Here is a 19354-nt window from a genome sequence, read left to right as displayed (position 1 = left end):
CTAGCATAAGGGATCGATTAGTCCGCCAATGGGCTAGTTGAGCCTTCCTAATTAATGGTAATCGGGGTGAGATATCATGTCCCAGTTTGATGTTCTGTTTGAGCCTTTAAAGATTAATAATCTGACTATTCGTAACCGTATTGTCAGTACGGCTCACGCCGAGGTGTATGCGACCGACGGCGGTATGACCACGGATCGCTACGTTAAATACTATGAGGAAAAAGCCCAGGGTGGCTGTGGCCTCTGTATCTGCGGTGGTTCCAGTGTGGTGTCCATCGACAGTCCACAAAGCTGGTGGAGTTCGGTTAACCTATCGACAGATCGGATTATCCCACATTTCCAGAATCTAGCTGACGCGGTGCATAAGCACGGCGGTAAGATCATGATTCAGATTAGCCATATGGGCCGCCGTTCCCGTTGGGATGGTGAAAACTGGCCCAACCTGATGTCGCCTTCTGGTATTCGTGAGCCGGTTCACCGTGCCACCTGCAAAGTGATTGAAGAAGAAGAGATTTGGCGGGTGGTGGGTGATTTCGCTCAGGCAGCACGTCGCGCTAAAGAGGGTGGCCTAGACGGTGTTGAACTGTCTGCCGTACACCAACACCTCATCGATCAATTCTGGTCACCACGGGTTAACAAACGTACCGACCGATGGGGCGGCAGCTTTGAAAACCGTATGCGTTTCGGTATGGAAGTGCTCAAAGCGGTGCGGGCCGAAGTAGGGCGTGATTTTGTCGTGGGCATGCGTATCACCGGTGATGAATTCCATCCCGACGGCTTGAACCATGAGGATATGAAAGAGATAGCCGCCTATTACAATGCGACTGGCGAGCTGGATTTCTTCGGCGTGGTCGGCTCCGGTTGTGATACGCACAATACCTTGGCCAATGTTATCCCAAATATGAGTTATCCACCGGAGCCGTTTTTGCATCTAGCGGCCGGTATTAAAGAAGTCGTTGATGTGCCGGTGATCCATGCCCAGAACATTAAAGACCCAAATCAGGCGAAACGTATTATTGAAGCCGGTTATGTCGATTTTGTCGGTATGACCCGGGCGCATATTGCCGATCCGCATATTATCGCCAAAATCAAAAACGATCAGGTGGATCAGATCCGTCAGTGTGTCGGTGCCAACTACTGTATCGACCGTCAATATCAGGGCCTCGATGTGCTCTGTATCCAGAATGCGGCGACGTCCCGTGAATATATGGGCTTACCACATATTATCGAGAAAACCACTGGGCCGATTCGTAAGGTCGTCGTGGTCGGTGGTGGGCCAGGTGGATTGGAGTCTGCTCGGGTTGCGGCGGAACGGGGCCATGAGGTTATTCTGCTGGAAAAAGCTGACGAACTCGGCGGACAAATTACCCTAGCGGCTAAAGCACCGCAGCGGGATCAAATTGCCGGTATTACCCGTTGGTTAGGAATGGAGCTTGAGCGTCTCGGTGTGGATGTCCGTTTAGGCACGGCCGCCAATGAAGCGCTGATTAATGAGCTAAAGCCGGATGTTTGCGTTCTCGCGACAGGCGGTCGGCCATTTATCGATCAGAACCCTGAATGGGGTGCTGCAGAGGGCTTGGTTGTGTCTAGCTGGGATATTCTCAGTGGCAAGGTTGAATCGGGTAAGAACGTGTTGATCTACGATACTATCTGCGAATTTTCGGGTCTGTCGGCGGCGGATTACCTGTCGGCTAAAGGCTCGTTAGTAGAGATTGTCACCGATGATATTAAGCCCGGTGTCGGTATTGGCGGTACCACCTTCCCCACGTACTACCGTTCTTTGTATGAGAAAGAGGTGATTATGACCTCAGATTTCTTGCTGGAAAAAGTCTATCGCGAAGGGGATAGCTTAGTCGCCGTGTTGGAAAACGAATACACGGGTCAGCGTGAAGAGCGTGTGATCGATCAGGTAGTGGTTGAAAACGGTACTCGCCCGAACGAAGAGCTGTATTACGGTCTGAAAGATGCATCGCGTAACAAAGGTCAGATCAATAATGAGGCGCTGTTTGATATCAAACCGCAGCCTGTGTTGAGTGAGTCTGGCGACGGTATGATTCTGTGGCGCTTGGGAGACTGTGTGTCGCAGCGCAACGTGCATGCGGCGATGTATGATGCCTTGAGATTGTGCAAGGATTTGTAATTCGTCTGAGCGATTGCGCTTGTAATCACTAGGTTAAAAGTCGGCTGCTGCTCATATAGCACTGCTATGCTCATCCGCCGATTTTACCTTGCGCTTACTGCGCGCATCAGGCTCATCAACGTTGCTGTTTCAGTTTGAAAAACGGGTATGTCAGATTATGAGAGTCGTCACTGCTCTCCACCTGAGTTACGAGGGTGAAGTATGAATGTCGAATGGTTAAATCCTTTATTGATTGCAACGGTGCTGCTGCTGGCAGTGATCGGTGCTGTACGTCGGGTTAACTTATGGCGTGCGGGTCAGCCGGATCAGATTGATCTGATGGCGGGCTTGATGGCGATGCCTGGACGTTACCTGCATGATCTGCATGATATTGTCGAACGTGACAAATACATGTCTAAAACCCATGCGGCCACGGGCGGCGGTTTTGTCTTGTCGGCATTGTTGATCATGTTGGTACATCTGCTAGGTATCGATAGTCAGATCTTGGCATGGGCACTGTTAGCATCGCTGGCGTTAATGTTTGTCGGCGCGCTGTTTGTCTTTAAGCGCCGCTTGAATCCGCCTAGTCGGATCTCCAAAGGTCCGTGGATGCGTCTACCAAAAAGCTTACTGGCCTTTGCCGGTGGGTTCTTTGTGTTGACACTACCGGCGGCCGGTGTGCTGTCTGATGGTTTTATGGCACAGAGCAGTGGGATTCTATTAACGCTGGTGCTGACGGCGCTGATTATTTGGGGCATGGGCGAGCTGTTTTTTGGCATGACCTGGGGTGGTCCGATGAAGCACGCCTTTGCTGGGGCGTTACATTTGGCATTCCATCGGCGGCAAGAAAGGTTTGGTGGTGGTCGTTCAACGGGTTTGAAACCGGTAGATCTATCGCTGGCCACTGAGGTTGGTGGTGTGTTGGGTGTCGCTAAACCGACCGATTTTAAATGGAATCAATTGCTCGGCTTTGATGCCTGCGTGCAGTGCGGTAAGTGCGAAGCGGTCTGTCCTGCTTTTGCCGCCGGTCAGCCATTGAATCCGAAGAAACTGATTCAAGATATGGTGGTTGGCCTAGCGGGTGGCAGCGATGCGAAGTATGCCGGTAGTCCCTATCCTGGGAAAGAGGTAGGTCATGCCCAAGGTGGGCCGGATCAGATCATTACGGAAGGCTTATTAGACCCAGAAACACTTTGGTCTTGTACTACCTGTCGTGCCTGTGTGGAAGAGTGTCCGATGATGATCGAGCACGTCGATGCCATTGTTGATATGCGCCGCTTCCTAACGATGGAAAAGGGCAGCACTCCCAACAAGGGCGCTGAAGTGCTGGATAACATTATTGCCACGGATAACCCGAACGGTTATGCACCCGCGAGTCGGACACACTGGGCGGCGGATCAAAACTTGCCATTGATGAAAGAGGTACGTGAAGCTGAGGTGTTGTTTTGGGTGTCCGATGGTGCTTTCGATATGCGCAGCCAGCGTATTCTGCGGGCCTTCGTGAAATTGCTGAAAGCAGCGAAGGTTGATTTTGCGGTACTCGGAGATGAAGAACTCGATAGCGGCGATGTTGCTCGTCGCTTGGGTGATGATGCGACTTTCCAAAATCTGGCGAAGCGTAACCTAGCGGTACTCTCTCAATATAAGTTCAGCAAAATTGTTACCACCGATCCGCACGCCTTTCACTGCTTACGCAATGAATATAACGATTTCGGCTCGGATGCATTAGAGGGGGTTGAGGTGTTCCACCATACGACCTTCCTGAATTCATTGGTGCAACAGGGGCGTTTACAGTTAGATCCATTCATCGGTGGCAAAGTGACCTATCACGATCCCTGTTATCTGGGACGCTATAACGGTGAATATGAAGCGCCCCGTGAACTGCTGCGTTCGATGGGTATTGAAATCGCGGAGATGGAGCGTTCCGGTTTCCGTTCCCGCTGTTGTGGCGGCGGCGGTGGCGCACCGGTGACGGATATCCCGGGTGATCGTCGTATTGCCGATATGCGGATGGAAGATGTGAATGAGACAGGTGCCGAGCTTGTCGCGGTAGGCTGTCAACAGTGCACAGCGATGCTCGAAGGGGTGGTTGAACCGCGTCCGCAGGTGAAAGATATTGCTGAGATCCTAGTGGATCAGTTGGTTGATCCTGCTGCCAACGGCTTAGCTAAGGAGGTGCACTGATGTCCAATCATAATTTGTTAGATATCGTGCGACGTGACCCTCGTGCAGAATGGATTGCCCGTAACCGGTTACATCCGTTACATGGCACGCTGGTGAGTGATGATGCCGCTGAGGTACGTGGACCAAGTGGTTTATTGCGTAAAAACCCTCATCGTGTCGGCTTTATTGGGCCGAACGGTATTAAGCGTATCGATCGCCTGAAAGGTAATGCCGCGGCCTCTGGTAAAGGACGACGCAGTGCTTCCCAAGAGGTTCAGCTGCCGTTACACCGGGTTGAAAACCCTGATTTCTATATCGTTGTTGTGGCGGATATGGTGGGCGGCCGGCTCACGGGCCATGATAAAGATGTGCTTGGCCAAGCACATAAATTGACCGCAGGCATTGAAGGTGCCGGCGCAGTATTAACCGTCGGCTTTGGAAGTGCGAAAGAGGAACATTTCGATACCGCCGGTGTGGATCGACTGTTACTGCTCGATGACGATATTTATGAGGGATATTGCCCAGAGCAGCGTCTTGCGGCACTGCTACAGGTCGAAAACGAGTATCAGCCGCGCCACTGGTTATTTCCCGATAGTGTCAATGGTGGCACTGATCTGGGGTCTCGTTTGGCGGCGCGACTTTATGAACGCCCAGCAGTACAGGCGTGGCAGGTGGATCATCAAACAGCGGTGTGTCGTGGTGCTGGTGGCACGATGGATATTACCCGTGCCACGCCACGGTTACTGATGTTAGCTGAGGAGTGTGCGGATCAGATTGATGAAACTCGACATGAAGCTCTGCCGGTGACATTGACGTCAAGGCCGGTAGTAATGTCGCAGTTGCACGATCAAGGGCCCGTGGCTGTTGATCCTAATGCGGTTGCATTAGCTGAGGCTGAATTTATTCTGTCGGCCGGTAATGGCATCCATGACTGGGATCAGTTTCATGCGGCGGCGGCGGTGTTGGGTGCGACAGAAGGTGCCAGCCGAGTGGCGGTGGATGATGGCTTTATGCCACGTTTCCGCCAAGTCGGCGCGACCGGTACTTGGGTGACCGCGCGGGTTTATCTGGCGGTGGGTATCTCCGGTGCGATTCAACATATGCAGGGTATCGGGCAGTGCGATAAGGTCATTGCGATCAATACCGATGCCGGCTGCGATATGGTTAAACGCGCGTCGCTCAGTGCTATCGGTGATAGTGAAGAGATTCTAGGTGAACTGATAAAGCGGGTGCAGGCGTTTCGTGCACAGCCATCGATAGAGGGAGATCAGGATGCAGCCTAATTCATCACAAAAGCTAAAAATTGTCACCTTAGTGTCGGTGGGAAAACATCCACAGTCGGGTCGGGTGCGGCGTGCTGATCAAGACAGTCGAGCGGTCGAATTAGGCCTGCGACTATCGGCGGATCATGCCGATGGATTGATGGTCCTGCATGCGGGCGATCCTCATGAGCCGGGCTTGCGAAGCTACGCAGGTATGGGTTTGGCAGCGATCAATGTATTGCAACTCGATCCTGCTGCGGATGCGGTCGCGCCTTTAGGGGAACAGCTACAGCAGTCCGATGTGGATATTGTCCTGACCGGCGTGCGTGCCGAAAGCGGTGAAGGCTCGGGTATGCTGCCATATCAATTGGCAGAAAAACTCGGTTGGCCTATTGTCCCTCGCGTCGCGGATATTGTCTCTGTTAAAGAGGGCGTCGCCGAAGTATTACAGGCGTTACCTCGGGGCCAGCGCCGTGCGGTCAAGGTGCGACTCCCCTTTATTGCTAGCATTGATACGGCCGCACCGATGGCACGTCAAAGCGCTTTCGGTCCGGCTCAACGAGCGGCAATGACGGTCACGGTTGTCGATGCTGAAACCGATACGTTACGTCAATCGTGGCATGAAGCGGTGGCCAAAAAACGGCCTAAACGATTGAAGGTGATTAAGGCTAAAACGGCAGCTGAACGATTTAAAGCGGCGACGGCTAAGTCTCAATCTGAAGGGGGCCGGATAATGAAGCAGGAATCCGCCGGTGAACAAGCGCAGGCTATTGTTGATCTGTTAATAGAAGAGGGTGTGTTACGTTAATCCTCGTGATGCTATCAGCAGTCAATAAGCGGTTAAATGTCGTTAATACGTTAAAAAATGCCGCTAAATGAGGAGTGTCTTGAGAACGACTTTTATATGATGAGGATGCTTCATTATTGGTGATTTTTTTACCGCCGCCTGACCCAAAATCGAATCTGTAATTAAATTTGATCATCAGGTTATTGTTCACCACTTCGAGGGTTCACGGCTTCGAAGTGGTTTTTTTTGCTTTTCATCATTATTCACCCCCTTTTTCCGTTAGTATAACGCGCTGTCGAAAACAGGCATTTTGTCGTTTTTTCTGTCGTAACGAGTCAGTTGTCAATCGGCCAATACTCGTAATATCGATGCAACCTGTGATCTCTTTTTCGTTGAAGGTAATAACTGTCTTCTTAATCTGAGATTGATCCAGGCACTGTTGCGTGAGGTTGCTGAGTATGGAACCTGTTGGCTCTGATGGTTTACTGGTAATTCTGCACCCTGTTTGACAGTTCTATAAAAAAGAATCTGGAGTAATTCTATGAACCATAAAGTTCAAAACGGTCCGAAATCAGCGGAATACACCTCTGATTATAAGGCCGGTCAGGATAACGTTCAGGTGTTGGGAATGGATATCCACAACCCCGTGTTTACCACTAGTGCGTTGGCTATTATTGTGTTTATTGTGCTAACCCTGGTTTTCCCTGCTGATGCGAAAGTGATGCTTGAAGGCGCACGTACTTGGTCAACAGAAACCTTCGACTGGTTATTTATGATCGGTGGTAATGTGTTTGTGTTGTTTTGCTTACTGATGATTGTGCTGCCCGTGGGCCGTATTCGTTTGGGTGGCGATGATGCCAAACCCGATTTTAGCCGGATGTCATGGTTCTCTATGCTCTTTGCTGCGGGTATGGGCATTGGTTTGATGTTTTGGAGTGTTGCCGAGCCGGTGGCTTACTATACCGATTGGTGGGGCACACCGTTAAATGCGGTACCGAATACACCTGAAGGTGCTGCGGCTGCGATGGGCGCAACCCTGTTTCATTGGGGTCTACACCCTTGGGCGATCTATGGTGTTGTCGCACTGGCCTTGGCCTTCTTTACCTACAATAAAGGTTTACCACTGACGATCCGCTCTGCTTTCTATCCCATCTTGGGAGAGCGCGTATGGGGACCTATCGGCCATGTTATCGATATAGTGGCGGTGCTGGCAACGATCTTTGGTCTGGCTACTTCACTGGGGTTGGGCGCGTCTCAAGCCTCTGCCGGTCTGCATTTTCTGTTTGGGGTCGATAACGATATCACCACGCAGATTATTATCATTGCCGCGGTTTCAGGGATTGCCATTCTCTCGGTTATTCGTGGTTTGGAAGGCGGCGTAAAAGTATTGAGTAATATCAATATGGGGATCGCCGGCGTGCTGTTGCTGTTTGTGATTCTCGCCGGGTCACTGACCGGGTTCTTTAGCAACTTGGTCATGACGGTCACCAACTATGCTACGGATATTGTACCGTTGAGTAACTGGGTTGGCCGCGAAGATGACAAGTTCTATAACGGTTGGACTGTCTTCTACTGGGCTTGGTGGGTTTCTTGGTCTCCTTTTGTCGGTATGTTTATCGCGCGGGTTTCTAGAGGCCGTACAGTACGTGAGTTTATGATCGCTGTGCTGTTGATTCCAACGATTGTATCCGCTATCTGGATGGCTGCGTTTGGCGCACTGGCGTTGGATCAAGTGCAAAGTGGTACGGGTGCTTTGGCGAACGGCTTGACCGATGTGTCACTGGCGATGTTCCAGATGTTGGAAAACCTGCCGTTTACGGCGATTACTTCAGCCTTGGCAATTATTCTGGTGTTGGTATTCTTTATCACTTCATCGGACTCCGGTTCACTGGTGATCGATTCGATCACCGCCGGTGGTAAAGTGGATGCCCCCGTACCGCAACGGATTTTCTGGGCGGTATTACAGGGTTTGATTGCCGCAGTACTGCTGTATGGCGGTGGTGCTGAAGCGCTCAAAGCGTTGCAAGCCGGTGCTGTGACCACAGGGTTACCGTTTACGGCGATTCTGTTATTGATGTGTTTTAGTATTTACAAAGGTTTAAAAACCGAGCTCTAAGACGGTTTTTGTTAGCCTGTTTTAATGTTTTAAAAAGCTGGCGATGTGCCAGCTTTTTTTGTTTTAATCGCGTGCTATAAACCTTTTTAAATCGAGTTTAACGGGAGATATCCTATGATGATTACCGAATTGATCGACCAAGATGATTATCGTGACTGGTTGATGCAGGTAGGCATTCCCTTACCGGCAGAGGTCGATTCACCGGCCGAATGTAGCGCGGTGGCGTTGCGCTGGCTTGAGGCTCAGAATGATGGGATACGTGCCGAGTTTAGAGCAGCATTTACTGAGTTTAATGCGAAGCGTCCGATTATGTTGCCGGCGGTGCAAGAGGCCTTGTGCTTACTTGAAAGCGCTTAGGGCTTGCTGAGCGTAGTGAATTAACACTGATAAAAATTGAGAAACATACTCACCGAGTCATCAATAATTTTTTGACACTGCTGCGCTTCGGGTAATGGCTGGTTCATCAGTAGTTGAGGCCAGAAGGTGACGCTCTTGATTAACCCCATAAACTGCTCTGAGGCATAGTGGGGGTCGACCTTTTTTAACCGATTATCTGCAATCGCCGCGCTAATCCAGCTTTCTAATCCCAACTCCTGTTGTTGAAATTTCTGCAGTGCATCTTGTACTAATGTTGGCGAGTGGATGCATTCAGAAAAAATAACCCGAACAAGGTTGTTCATATGCGGATCGTTAAACAGTTTGATTTTACGTTCCGCAATGGTGCTGAGCTGCTGTTTGAGTGACTGGTCGGCATAGTAGCGATAGTCCTGCTGTTCGGCACTGAGTTCAAATAGTTGCTGAACCATCACCTGAAACAACGCCTCTTTATTCTCAAAGTGGTTGTAGACCGTTCGCTTGGATACCTTTGCTCGCAATGAAATAGCATCCATGCTGCTGCCTTGAAAGCCTTTTTCCTGGAATTCACTGATGGCGGCGGCAAGAATGGCCGCTTGTTTACGTTCGCGTTGATTCATCGATAGCTACTTAAAAGAGTGATAGATGAGTGATGATATTTTAAATATTACACTAAGTAGTTTACTTTTAAAGATATAAATATAAACTACACCGTATAGTTTACTTTTGGTGCCGAGTTATGCGCGGGCTTGTGTTAGTTCTTATTGGAGGAATCATGATGGCGGGTATTAGTTGTTCATTGAGTCAGTCGAAGCGGAGCTACCCTGATTCAGCCCAGTTTGAGACAGGGCGTTTTCATAATCTGACCCCCATTCGCCAAGACGGTGTGATGCAAGTGGCTAAAATTGCTTGGCGTTTTATGACTGAGAAACATGCCGAAGCGACCCCATCAACCGAGATGCCGATCGTGCCCATCGATTCTCAGTCGTTATTGCAGGAATACGCCGACACGGTTATCTACCGCTTAGGTCACTCAACACTACTATTAGCAGTGCAGGGGAAGTATTGGCTCATTGATCCGGTGTTTTCAAGGCGGGCATCTCCGGTGAATTGGGCCGGGCCAAAACGATTCCATGAAACGCCGATCACGATTGCGGAGCTACCACCCTTGGCTGGGGTGTTGATCTCCCACGATCATTATGATCATTTGGATAAAGAGAGTATTCGCCAGTTGGCTGGCAAGGCAGATTATTTTGTTGTTCCCTTAGGGTTGGCAGACTACCTGACTCGCTGGGGAGTAACCGCTGAAAAAGTCACCGAACTGGATTGGTGGCAATCGGTGCAGTTAGGTGCGGTACAGTTAACCGCAACGCCTGCACAGCATTTTTCTGGCCGAGGGCTTAATGATCGCGATAAAACGCTATGGGCATCTTGGGTGATCAAAACGCCGCAGCACAATCTCTTTTTCAGTGGCGATAGTGGCTATTTTGCCGGCTTCAAGGCGATCGGTGATCGCTTCGGTCCCTTTGATCTGACGATGATTGAAAACGGGGCCTACAATGAGCTTTGGTCCGAGGTACACATGACGCCGGAGGAAAGTCTGCAAGCCCATAAAGATTTGCAGGGCAAGGTGATGATGCCGGTGCATAACGGCACTTTTGATTTGGCTATGCATGCTTGGTATGAACCTTTGGAGCGCATAAGCGAACTGGTGTGGAATGCTTCAGTTGCGTTAGCCGTGCCTAAAATTGGTGAGCGGATGGTGGTGGGTGAGCCGCATACGTTTGCCTATTGGTGGGCGCCGATGATGTCGGTAGAGTCAGCCTATGCTAAATGAGCCAAGTAAACAGGTTTACGACACGATTAAGATCAGAATACCCGCAAAAAATGCGGGTATTCTTTTTTATCATTAACGTAAAGGCTTAGTGTAAGCCCACTTAACGCTGCTTTAAATTGCTCTGCACGGTGTCGCTATACCACTCCATAAAGTTAACAATGCCAAACTCGTAGGTTTCTGAGTATGGGCCTGGCTGATAGCCGATAGAGTTAATACCGCGCTGGTTTTCTTCCCCCAGAATACGGTCTTGATCGTTGGTCGCATCCCACACCTGCCGGAGACGTTCTGGATCGTAATCAACCCCTTCTACGGCATCTTTATGGACAAACCACTTAGTGGTCACAATCGATTCCTGAGCCGAGATCGGCAAGACGCGGAATACAATAAAGTGATCGGACTGCATATGGTTCCAAGAGTTCGGTAGATGCAGAATACGCATGGAGCCAAGCTGGGGGTTTTTAATGCGCCCTAGAAGTTTGTTACAGGCGGCTTCGCCATCTAAGGTCATCACTTGGGTGCCTTTTTTCAGAGGCATACGCACAATACGGTTGCGCAGACCGGGGCCGAAACTGCGGTGTTCGTGGGGAATACCTTCGGCATCCCATCGGGCAGCTTGCTCTTTGCAGTGATCGATAAACTCTTGTGAGGCACGGGGGTCATTGGTGTCATCCCATTCGAGCAGGGTGTTCAGTAGCTCAGGGTGGTTGCCGACACAGTGATAGCATTCACGGTTATTTTCTAGCACCAGCTTCCAGTTGGCTTGTTCATACATGTTAGATTCCACCGCTAGTTTGGTGTTTTCCACATCATAAGGGGCCATATATTCTTCAAGGGTGGCTAAAAAATCATCGAAGTCGCCTTCGGGCTCGTCTTTTCCTAAGCAAACAAAGATAAAGCCACCGGCGGTTTTACAGAAGGCTTTTTTCAGGCCGTGTTCTTTGTTGTCAAAGCTTTCATTCATTTCGGTACCGGCAAACAGCAGGTTACCTTTTAGGTCGTAGGTCCATTGGTGGTAAGGGCACACAAGGTTAGCGACTTTGCCTCGGTGTTCGGTGCAGATGCGTGATCCACGATGGCGACAGGTGTTATGAAAGGCGTTGATGCTGCCGTCAGCATCGCGGATAACCAGCACCGGATTTTGTGCAACCTCCACCGTCAAGTAGTCCCCACGGGCCGGGATTTCGCTGGTCATGCCAACGAACAGCCACTCTTTCTGGAACACCTCTTCCACATCAATCCGGAACATCAGCGGATCGTTATACAATGGTTGGGCTAGTGAGTAGTTTGCCGGCCGTGCTTCAAGTAGATTCGCCATTTCCTCACGCGCTTCATGGATCGTCGCGCAGGTTGTATTGAGTAGGTCATTTTGGTTCATCAGTTGGATCTTCCTTCAAAGCACTCTGTGCTGCTTAAATAGTTGATCAGGATTAACCCTGACCTGAGTAGAGGTATTGCATGGAGTCATCTTCTACCTAGCTGTGTTTCCGAGGTTGACTATTCGCGACAGGATTCAGTACCTTTTTCGACCTATTGCAGGCGCTGTTGTGCCGCTAGCGTCAGCTTTGTCATGGATATGGTCGCATTAAGCAATTAAGTGTCGTTTATGGTTAATAGCGCGAGGCAGTGTCGGCAGACAATGCAATGAATGAATATGAAATGATGAGTCACTGTTTCTGTCACCGCCGTGTAATGGCATTAGGGGGCAAGCAGTTGAGTCAGTAACTGAACCGATGCATTACCGCGCACTGATGAGAGATACACCATGACGACTACCATTCCTGCTACCGTTGGTTCCGAGAGTTTTATTCCGGTTAATACCCAAACCTGGGTTAATGGTCGACACAATGTCCGTTGTGTCAAAGTGATTCAAGAAACTTGGGATGTGCGCACCTTCTGTTTTATGTCTGAACAGCCAGTGATGTACTTCTTTAAACCGGGCCAGTTTGTCACCCTAGAGCTGGAGATTAACGGTGAGATGGTGATGCGTTCCTATACCATTTCTAGCTCACCCTCGGTGCCCTATAGCTTTTCGATTACGGTGAAAAGAGACCCGAACGGTTTGGTTTCAAGTTGGCTGCATGACAACATGAAAGAAGGTGATGAGCTGGCGGTGCATGGCCCGGTCGGCTTATTTAACTGTATTGATTTTCCGGCTAAAAAAGTATTACTGCTCTCCGGTGGCGTGGGTATCACACCGATGATGTCGATGGCGCGCTGGTGGTTTGATACTAATGCCGATGTGGATATCACCTTTGTTCATAGCGCTCGTACCCCGCAAGATATCATCTACCCTAGGGAGTTGGATCATATGTCTTCCCGGGTGGGTAACTTTGGTCTGCATCTGATTTGCGAGAAAATTGAAAGCGGTCAGGCGTGGCATGGTTATCGGGGTTATCTCGATCAGACGAAACTCGATATTATCGCCCCTGATTTTATGGAGCGTGAAGTGTTCTGTTGTGGCCCGGCACCCTATATGAATGCGGTTAAAACACTGCTGCAGAATAATAACTTTGATATGTCCCATTATCATGAGGAGTCGTTTGGTGCGACGCCGGTTGAGGTGGAAGAAGATGCGATTGAAAATGCGGAAATCGCTCAGGAAGAAGCCGATGCGCTGACTCAGGCGGATATGTTGCGAGTTGAGTTTGCTGGGAAAGGTAAGAGTATTCAGATCGCACCGGGTGAAACGCTACACGCCGCCGCCTCTAAGCTAGATCTGCTGATTCCGAAAGCCTGTGGTATGGGGATCTGTGGTACCTGTAAAGTGCTGATCAAAGCCGGTGAAACCAATATGGAGCACAACGGTGGTATTACCGAGGAGGATGTTGCCGCAGGCTATGTATTGTCCTGTTGTAGCGTGCCGGTGACCGATGTTGTGATTGATTACTAAGCGCTGCGTGCACCGATAAAATCGCCTGTAATCGCCGTCTAAATAAGCTCTGTCAACGTAACTGACCGGGTCTTGTTTAGGGGCCGTTATGGGCGATTTTTTTGTTTTTTACGCTCATAATAGTGCCATCAGACATAAACGGAATGACCGATGCAGGCAGAACAGGTTGAGATTGCAGGATTTCTGAAACAATATCCCCCCTTTGATGAGTTACCGGAAGCGGAGGTGGATGAAATCGCCTGTCAGGTGGAGATCAGCTATTTTCGTGCGGGTACCGATATCTACCTCTTTGGTGATGAAATCCATGAGCTGAGTGTTATACGCAGCGGGGCGGTAGAGATCTATCGTCGCAATGGAGACCTCTATAATCGGCTGAGTGAGGGCGAGGTGTTTGGTCAGTTAAGCTTGCTGATGAGTCAGAAGGTTCGCTTACCGGCGCGTACGATCGAAGATTCGCTGATCTACTTTATCCCCGAAGTGCTGTTTATGTCACTGTGTGAACGTTACGATTCCTTCGCTTATTTTGTTGAGGTGGATGATAACCTGCTGCATCAGGCGGTGTCTGATAAGCAGGAAAAAAGTGATCTGATGGTGTCTAAAGTGACTACCCTGATTTCACGCACCCCGGTAATGGCCGATACCTCGGCGACAATACGCCAAGCGGCGCAGAAGATGACCGAAGCGGGGGTTTCTTCGCTGCTGATTATGCACTCTCCCGAGAACCTGTTAAACCGATCGGTGTCGCCTGACGGTGATGAGTTGAGTGATACCTCTGACCGACTGCTTGCCGGTATTATTACCGATCGGGATCTACGTACCCGAGTGGTTGCACCGGGACTGGATCTGGATTCTCCGGTGACGGAGGTGATGACCACTGAACCGGTCAGCCTTGATGTCGATGCCTATGCTTTTGAGGCGATGCTGACCATGTTGCGTTATAACCTGCATCATTTGCCCATTCTCGAGGATGATTATCCGGTGGGGGTGTTAGCGACCTCGGATATTATCCGTTACGAATCCCAGAGTAGCCTGTATATGGTTAGCACCATTATGCGTCAGACCAGTATTGATGAGCTGGCGGAACTACAACCGCAGATCAACGCCTGTTTTGTCCGCATGGTGGCCGAGGGTGCTAACTCTCATATGATCGGCAGCGCGATGTCGGTGATTGGGCGCACCTTTAAACAGCGTCTGCTTGAGTTAGGAGAGGCCGAGCTGGGGGCTGCACCACTGCCTTACTGTTTTCTTGCCTTGGGTTCGATGGCGAGGGATGAACAATTAGTGGTGACCGATCAGGACAATGCTTTGATTTTGGATAACCGCTATCAGCCAGAGCAACATGGTGAATATTTTGCTCAGCTAGCCAAGTTTGTCAGTGATGGGCTGGATCGCTGCGGCTATGTGTACTGTACCGGTAATATTATGGCAACCAATTCAACATGGCGTAAAACCCGCAAAGAGTGGCAGCAAACCTTTACCGACTGGATCGAGAACCCATCCCCGGATGCATTGTTGAACTGTTCAATCTTCTTTGATCTGGACGGTGTCTGGGGCAAAGTGGACTGGGCCGTCCAGCTGAATAGTTTTGTGGCGCATAAAGCGCAGCGTTCGCCTAAGTTTTTAGCCAGCTTGGCCCGTAATGCGCTGAATCGCACCCCGCCATTGGGCTTTTTTAAAGACTTCGTGATGGAGAAGGATGGGCAGCACGGTAATGCGATCAATCTCAAGCGTCGAGGAACGGCGCCACTGTCGGATCTCATCCGCGTGCATGCGTTAGCGGTTGGCTCCAAAGTACAAAACTCTTTTGAGCGCCTCGATGATGTCTCTGAAGCGGGCATTCTACCGCCGGGCCGGGCCGCTGATTTGCGCGATGCGTTAGAATTTATTTCGATGGTGCGTATTCGTCATCAGGCGGCAGATGTGGAAGCGGGTCGAGAGCCTTCTAACAGTATTAAACCGGAAACGCTGACGGATTTTGATCGGCGTAATCTGAAAGAGGCTTTCAAGGTATTGAGTAATAGCCAGCGCTTTCTTAAATTCCGTTATCCCTTTGCGGGCCGTTAGGGGTGTCTATGATCGGTAGTCATAGCGTCAATTGGCCGGTGCTGTTTCGGCAGCGGGCGGAAAAAGCCACTGATGAGCGGTTAAAGCATTTCTATCAGCAGGGTGTCGTTGGCGCGGATACACCATTGGTGGATGTCCCCTTTGTGGCGTTGGATTTTGAAACCACGGGGCTAGACGCCAAAAAGAACGAGATCATCAGTATTGGTTTAGTGCCTTTTGATTTGCATCGGATACGGTTGCGAGAAAGCCGCTATTGGTTGCTTAAACCGAATGAAGGGCTGACCGAAACCTCTGTGCCTTTTCATGGTATTACCCACTCGCAGTTGTCTGCGGCACCGGATTTAAACCTGATATTAGAAGCGGTATTAGACGAAATTGCTGGCAAAATTGTGGTGGTGCACTACCGCAATATCGAACGAGAGTTCCTCGATAGCGCGATTAAAAAACGCTTAGGGGAGGGGATCATCTTTCCAATGATCGATACGATGGAGCTAGAAGCGATGCTGTATCGTCGCGGCACGTTGAATCGATTGAAACGTTTGATCGGTTGGCGGCTAGAATCGATTCGCTTAGGCGATAGCCGGTTACGTTATCACCTACCACACTATGGTCAACATCATGCGTTGACCGATGCCATTGCCACGGCAGAGTTGCTGCAAGCACAGGTGCTGCACCGTTACAGTGAGGCGACACAGTTGAGTGAGCTGTGGATCTGATTGATTGACGACTTAAGAATAATTGAAGGTTTAGTGGGCGATAGGGTGAGCAATCGTTAAATAAGAGAAAACCACCAGGTGATCTGGTGGTTTTTATGATTAAGCTGCTAGCTAATCATTAGTCTCATTAAGCGGCAACACTTCCGTGTGGATCGATAACAAATTTCTTCGCGGCTCCACCATCAAAATCGGCATAGCCTTCGGGTGCTTGATCCAGTGAAATCATCTGCACATTAACCGCTTTAGCGATATCCACTTTATCAAACAGGATCGCCTGCATCAGTGGTCGATGATACTTCATCACCGGGCACTGACCGGTATGGAACGAATGGGATTTCGCCCAGCCTAAGCCAAAGCGCATACTCAGCGCACCCTGTTTAGCCGCATCATCGATGGCGCCAGGATCTTCTGTTACATACAGACCAGGAATACCAATCGCGCCCCCAGCACGGGTCATCTGCATCGCCGAGTTAAGCACGGTCGCTGGTGCTTCTGCACCATGGTTACAACCACAGGCATGGGCTTCAAAACCTACGCAGTCGACAAAGGCATCGACTTCACGTTCGCCGAGAATCACTTCCAGCTTATCGGCCATATCGCCATCTTGACGCAGATCGATGGTCTCACAGCCAAAACTGCGCGCTTGCTGCAAACGTTCATCAACCATATCACCGACTATCACACAGGCGGCACCTAATAACTGCGCAGATACGGCGGCAGCCAAACCAACTGGGCCGGCACCGGCGATATAGACAGTGGAACCTGGGCCAACGCCCGCTGTGACACAGCCATGGAAGCCGGTAGGGAAGATATCGGATAGTAGAGTCAGATCGCGGATCTTCTCCATCGCCTGATCAGAATCGGGGAACTTCAGTAGATTGAAGTCAGCATAGGGCACCATCACATATTCTGCTTGCCCACCGACCCAGCCGCCCATATCCACATAGCCGTAAGCAGCACCTGGACGGGCAGGGTTAACGTTGAGACAGATGCCGGTGTTGCCTTCTTTGCAGTTGCGGCAACGGCCACAGGCGATATTAAAGGGAACTGAAACGATATCACCGGGCTTGAGGAATTCGACATCGTTGCCGCATTCGATAATTTGTCCGGTGATCTCATGGCCGAGCACCAAACCGGCTTCAGCAGTCGTACGGCCTCGCACCATATGTTGATCGGAACCACAGATATTGGTGGTGAGTACCCGCAAGATAACGCCGTGGTTGCACTTACGCTTACCCAACGAGAGTTCTGGAAAGGCGATCTCTTCAATCGCAACTTCGCCCGCACCTTTATAAACAACACCACGGTTGGCATGATTGCTACACATGGTCACACTCCTGTTATTTTTGTATTCGTCTCACCCGGTAATGGGTGTCAGGACATAGTAGGCTTGTGGTTAGGGTGGTGACTGCCTAGCACCGCGCAGGAATTGATCATAACCGACATAATTCAGCTCATTTAACGCTGATATTCGGGTTTAAGTGACGCTAGCAAAGAGTGCTACTTGGTAGGGCCTAAGGACGCGCGTGCAGGTGAAGAGGCAAGACAAAAAAGCGCGTCGTTTACAGATAAATAAAAAACTCCTTAAGTCGTTTTTAGGTATTCTTCCTTTGATATAAATCAAATAATATTGATCCCATCGTTCGGTTAACAACATCAGACTTAGGTCATAAAAACGACTGAATAAAAACGATAAAAATGGCCTGTGAATTAACTCTCTGTGGGTTCGCTGGCCTCCCTTAAATGTCCAAAAAAATAAAAAATAACGTGAGTAATTAGCATCGGTGCGACGCTGCTTAGCTCTTTGCATCCAGTATTGATTATGCGTTAAAAGGGGCACTATCATGACATCTTCGACTGCGTTCGCGCCAATTAAAGACTACCAAAAAGTAACTAGGGTGGGATTCTTACTGCTGGATAACTTCACCATGATTGCGGTGGCATCGGCCATTGAACCACTGCGTATGGCGAACCAGTTGTCTGGCTTTGAGTTGTATAGCTGGCATATGATTTCAGAGACGGGTACGCCGGTGAGTGCCAGCGACGGTCTCAGCTTCGCCCCGGATTTCTCGGTTGCCGATATGCCGGAGTTGGATCTCATAATTGTCTGTGGTGGCGTGGATATCACCCGCAGCTTTACACCTAAACAGGTGAGCTGGTTACAGTTAATGAGCCGCCGTGGCGTCACGCTTGGCGGTATCTGTACCGGCGCTTATCTGCTAGCCCATGCCGGGCTGTTAGATGGTTATGACTGCAGCACCCACTGGGAATGCATGGCATCATTGCAAGAGCATTACCCTAAGGTGAACTGCAATAATCGGCTATTCACTATCGATCGTAATCGTATGACCTCATCCGGGGGAATTTCGCCCATGGATATGTTGTTACATATGGTGTCGTTGCAGCATGGGCCAAAGTTGTCCATGGCGGTATCCGATATGTTTATCTGCGATCGTATTCGTAGCGAATTTGATCAACAACGGGTGCCTCTGCGTCAGCTACACAACGGTGGTGATAGCAAGCCGAAGCTGGTGGATGTGATCGAACTGATGGAAAATAATCTTGAAGAGCCGATAGGCTTGGATGAGCTAGCGGCTTTTGTCAGTGTTTCCCGGCGACAGTTGGAACGGATGTTCCTGAAATATCTTAACTGCTCACCGTCCCGTTATTATCTCAAACTGCGCCTCGATCGAGCTCGGCAGCTATTAAAGCAATCGGGTATGCCCATTGTTGAGATATCCACCGCCTGTGGCTTTGTTTCAACGCCCCATTTCAGTCGTTGCTACCGTAAACATATCGGTATCTCGCCTAGGGATGAACGTAAGGGAGTATTACCAGTGTCAGCGCAGGGTGATAGCGAACCACAACACAGTGATGGTTTCTTTGCCAGTATGAAGCGCTCGGTGGCGGTGCTTAATTCGGCCCAGGCAGAGCCCAGTTTTGGTTCGGTGGCAATTTAAGGGTTTTATCCACAGGCTGTGTCCCGTGCCGATAAACGCCGTAAATGAAAGCATCGGCGTGGGGGCACGTCTCCTACATGGTACGG

14 protein-coding genes are annotated in these 19354 nt (G+C 50.1%); 11 read left to right on the top strand and 3 right to left on the bottom strand.

The genetic code is table 11. The features are described 5' to 3' along the window. Positions 1–76 precede the first annotated feature (76 nt). From dgcA to ACN0T0_RS05720, 6 genes are all read left to right on the top strand, one after another. A complete protein-coding gene (gene dgcA, locus ACN0T0_RS05745) occupies positions 77–2140 on the top strand; it encodes a dimethylglycine demethylation protein DgcA (RefSeq protein ID WP_417224136.1) in 2064 nt (687 codons plus the stop codon). Positions 2141–2341: 201 nt separating this feature from the next. Then, positions 2342–4303 (top strand): (Fe-S)-binding protein, encoded by a 1962-nt coding sequence (locus tag ACN0T0_RS05740; protein ID WP_417224134.1) that lies wholly within the window; start codon positions 2342–2344, stop codon positions 4301–4303. Next, entirely contained in the window at positions 4303–5565 is a 1263-nt protein-coding gene (locus ACN0T0_RS05735) for an electron transfer flavoprotein subunit alpha/FixB family protein (RefSeq protein WP_417224133.1), read from the top strand. Before ACN0T0_RS05740 ends, ACN0T0_RS05735 begins: the two co-directional genes overlap by 1 nt. Beyond that, on the top strand, positions 5555–6352 hold the full coding sequence (locus ACN0T0_RS05730; RefSeq protein WP_417224131.1) for an electron transfer flavoprotein subunit beta: 798 nt from the start codon (positions 5555–5557) through the stop codon (positions 6350–6352). Before ACN0T0_RS05735 ends, ACN0T0_RS05730 begins: the two co-directional genes overlap by 11 nt. A 520-nt stretch (positions 6353–6872) precedes the next feature. Further along, positions 6873–8447, top strand: coding sequence for a BCCT family transporter (locus ACN0T0_RS05725; RefSeq protein ID WP_417224129.1), 1575 nt, complete (start codon positions 6873–6875; stop codon positions 8445–8447). 114 nt (positions 8448–8561) lie between these two features. Beyond that, positions 8562–8804: a hypothetical protein gene (locus ACN0T0_RS05720; protein ID WP_417224128.1), complete on the top strand. Its 243-nt coding sequence runs from the start codon at positions 8562–8564 to the stop codon at positions 8802–8804. Positions 8805–8824: 20 nt separating this feature from the next. Here the strand turns inward: ACN0T0_RS05720 and ACN0T0_RS05715 are convergent, their stop codons facing one another. Further along, positions 8825–9421 carry a TetR/AcrR family transcriptional regulator gene (locus ACN0T0_RS05715; RefSeq protein WP_417224126.1) on the bottom strand — a complete coding sequence of 199 codons (597 nt, stop codon included), beginning with the start codon at positions 9419–9421 and terminating at the stop codon, positions 8825–8827. 158 nt (positions 9422–9579) lie between these two features. On the opposite strand from ACN0T0_RS05715, the gene ACN0T0_RS05710 reads away from it, so the two are divergent. Then, positions 9580–10638: an MBL fold metallo-hydrolase gene (locus tag ACN0T0_RS05710; protein WP_417224125.1), complete on the top strand. Its 1059-nt coding sequence runs from the start codon at positions 9580–9582 to the stop codon at positions 10636–10638. A gap of 100 nt (positions 10639–10738) precedes the next feature. Here ACN0T0_RS05710 and ACN0T0_RS05705 read toward each other — a convergent pair whose 3' ends face one another. Further along, on the bottom strand, positions 10739–12013 hold the full coding sequence (locus tag ACN0T0_RS05705) for an aromatic ring-hydroxylating oxygenase subunit alpha (protein ID WP_417224123.1): 1275 nt from the start codon (positions 12011–12013) through the stop codon (positions 10739–10741). A 387-nt stretch (positions 12014–12400) separates the two neighbouring features. Between ACN0T0_RS05705 and ACN0T0_RS05700 the strand changes: the two genes are divergently transcribed. The 3 genes from ACN0T0_RS05700 (at position 12401) to ACN0T0_RS05690 (ending at position 16308) form a co-directional block, all read left to right on the top strand. Then, positions 12401–13528 (top strand): FAD-binding oxidoreductase, encoded by a 1128-nt coding sequence (locus ACN0T0_RS05700; RefSeq protein WP_417224121.1) that lies wholly within the window; start codon positions 12401–12403, stop codon positions 13526–13528. Positions 13529–13678: 150 nt separating this feature from the next. Next, the gene (locus ACN0T0_RS05695) at positions 13679–15592 is read left to right on the top strand and encodes a putative nucleotidyltransferase substrate binding domain-containing protein (protein WP_417224119.1); all 1914 of its coding nucleotides are present in this window, start codon (positions 13679–13681) and stop codon (positions 15590–15592) included. Positions 15593–15600: 8 nt separating this feature from the next. After that, positions 15601–16308, top strand: a complete 708-nt coding sequence (locus ACN0T0_RS05690; RefSeq protein ID WP_417224117.1) for a 3'-5' exonuclease — start codon at positions 15601–15603, stop codon at positions 16306–16308. Between the two features lie 127 nt (positions 16309–16435). Here the strand turns inward: ACN0T0_RS05690 and fdhA are convergent, their stop codons facing one another. Further along, complete coding sequence (gene fdhA, locus ACN0T0_RS05685) at positions 16436–17635, bottom strand: formaldehyde dehydrogenase, glutathione-independent (protein WP_417224115.1); 1200 nt, start codon at positions 17633–17635, stop codon at positions 16436–16438. A 517-nt stretch (positions 17636–18152) separates the two neighbouring features. Between fdhA and ACN0T0_RS05680 the strand changes: the two genes are divergently transcribed. After that, positions 18153–19268, top strand: a complete 1116-nt coding sequence (locus tag ACN0T0_RS05680; protein WP_417224113.1) for a GlxA family transcriptional regulator — start codon at positions 18153–18155, stop codon at positions 19266–19268. The last annotated feature ends 86 nt before the right edge of the window (positions 19269–19354 follow it).

This window comes from Amphritea sp., from assembly GCF_048266285.1.
Taxonomy (GTDB): Bacteria; Pseudomonadota; Gammaproteobacteria; order Pseudomonadales; family Balneatricaceae; genus Amphritea.
The sequence above is the reverse complement of the archived record's forward strand: the minus strand, read 5'-3'. Positions and strand labels throughout refer to the sequence as shown.

Excerpts from the sequence above, each read along its gene's own strand:
- ACN0T0_RS05705 (WP_417224123.1), bottom strand. The coding sequence starts at position 12,013 with ATGAACCAAAATGACCTACTCAATACAACCTGCGCGACGATCCATGAA.
- ACN0T0_RS05720 (WP_417224128.1), top strand. The coding sequence starts at position 8,562 with ATGATGATTACCGAATTGATCGACCAAGATGATTATCGTGACTGGTTG.
- ACN0T0_RS05695 (WP_417224119.1), top strand. The coding sequence starts at position 13,679 with ATGCAGGCAGAACAGGTTGAGATTGCAGGATTTCTGAAACAATATCCC.
- ACN0T0_RS05690 (WP_417224117.1), top strand. The coding sequence starts at position 15,601 with ATGATCGGTAGTCATAGCGTCAATTGGCCGGTGCTGTTTCGGCAGCGG.
- fdhA (WP_417224115.1), bottom strand. The coding sequence starts at position 17,635 with ATGTGTAGCAATCATGCCAACCGTGGTGTTGTTTATAAAGGTGCGGGC.
- ACN0T0_RS05730 (WP_417224131.1), top strand. The coding sequence starts at position 5,555 with ATGCAGCCTAATTCATCACAAAAGCTAAAAATTGTCACCTTAGTGTCG.
- ACN0T0_RS05710 (WP_417224125.1), top strand. The coding sequence starts at position 9,580 with ATGGCGGGTATTAGTTGTTCATTGAGTCAGTCGAAGCGGAGCTACCCT.
- dgcA (WP_417224136.1), top strand. The coding sequence starts at position 77 with ATGTCCCAGTTTGATGTTCTGTTTGAGCCTTTAAAGATTAATAATCTG.
- ACN0T0_RS05700 (WP_417224121.1), top strand. The coding sequence starts at position 12,401 with ATGACGACTACCATTCCTGCTACCGTTGGTTCCGAGAGTTTTATTCCG.
- ACN0T0_RS05740 (WP_417224134.1), top strand. The coding sequence starts at position 2,342 with ATGAATGTCGAATGGTTAAATCCTTTATTGATTGCAACGGTGCTGCTG.
- ACN0T0_RS05725 (WP_417224129.1), top strand. The coding sequence starts at position 6,873 with ATGAACCATAAAGTTCAAAACGGTCCGAAATCAGCGGAATACACCTCT.
- ACN0T0_RS05735 (WP_417224133.1), top strand. The coding sequence starts at position 4,303 with ATGTCCAATCATAATTTGTTAGATATCGTGCGACGTGACCCTCGTGCA.
- ACN0T0_RS05715 (WP_417224126.1), bottom strand. The coding sequence starts at position 9,421 with ATGAATCAACGCGAACGTAAACAAGCGGCCATTCTTGCCGCCGCCATC.
- ACN0T0_RS05680 (WP_417224113.1), top strand. The coding sequence starts at position 18,153 with ATGACATCTTCGACTGCGTTCGCGCCAATTAAAGACTACCAAAAAGTA.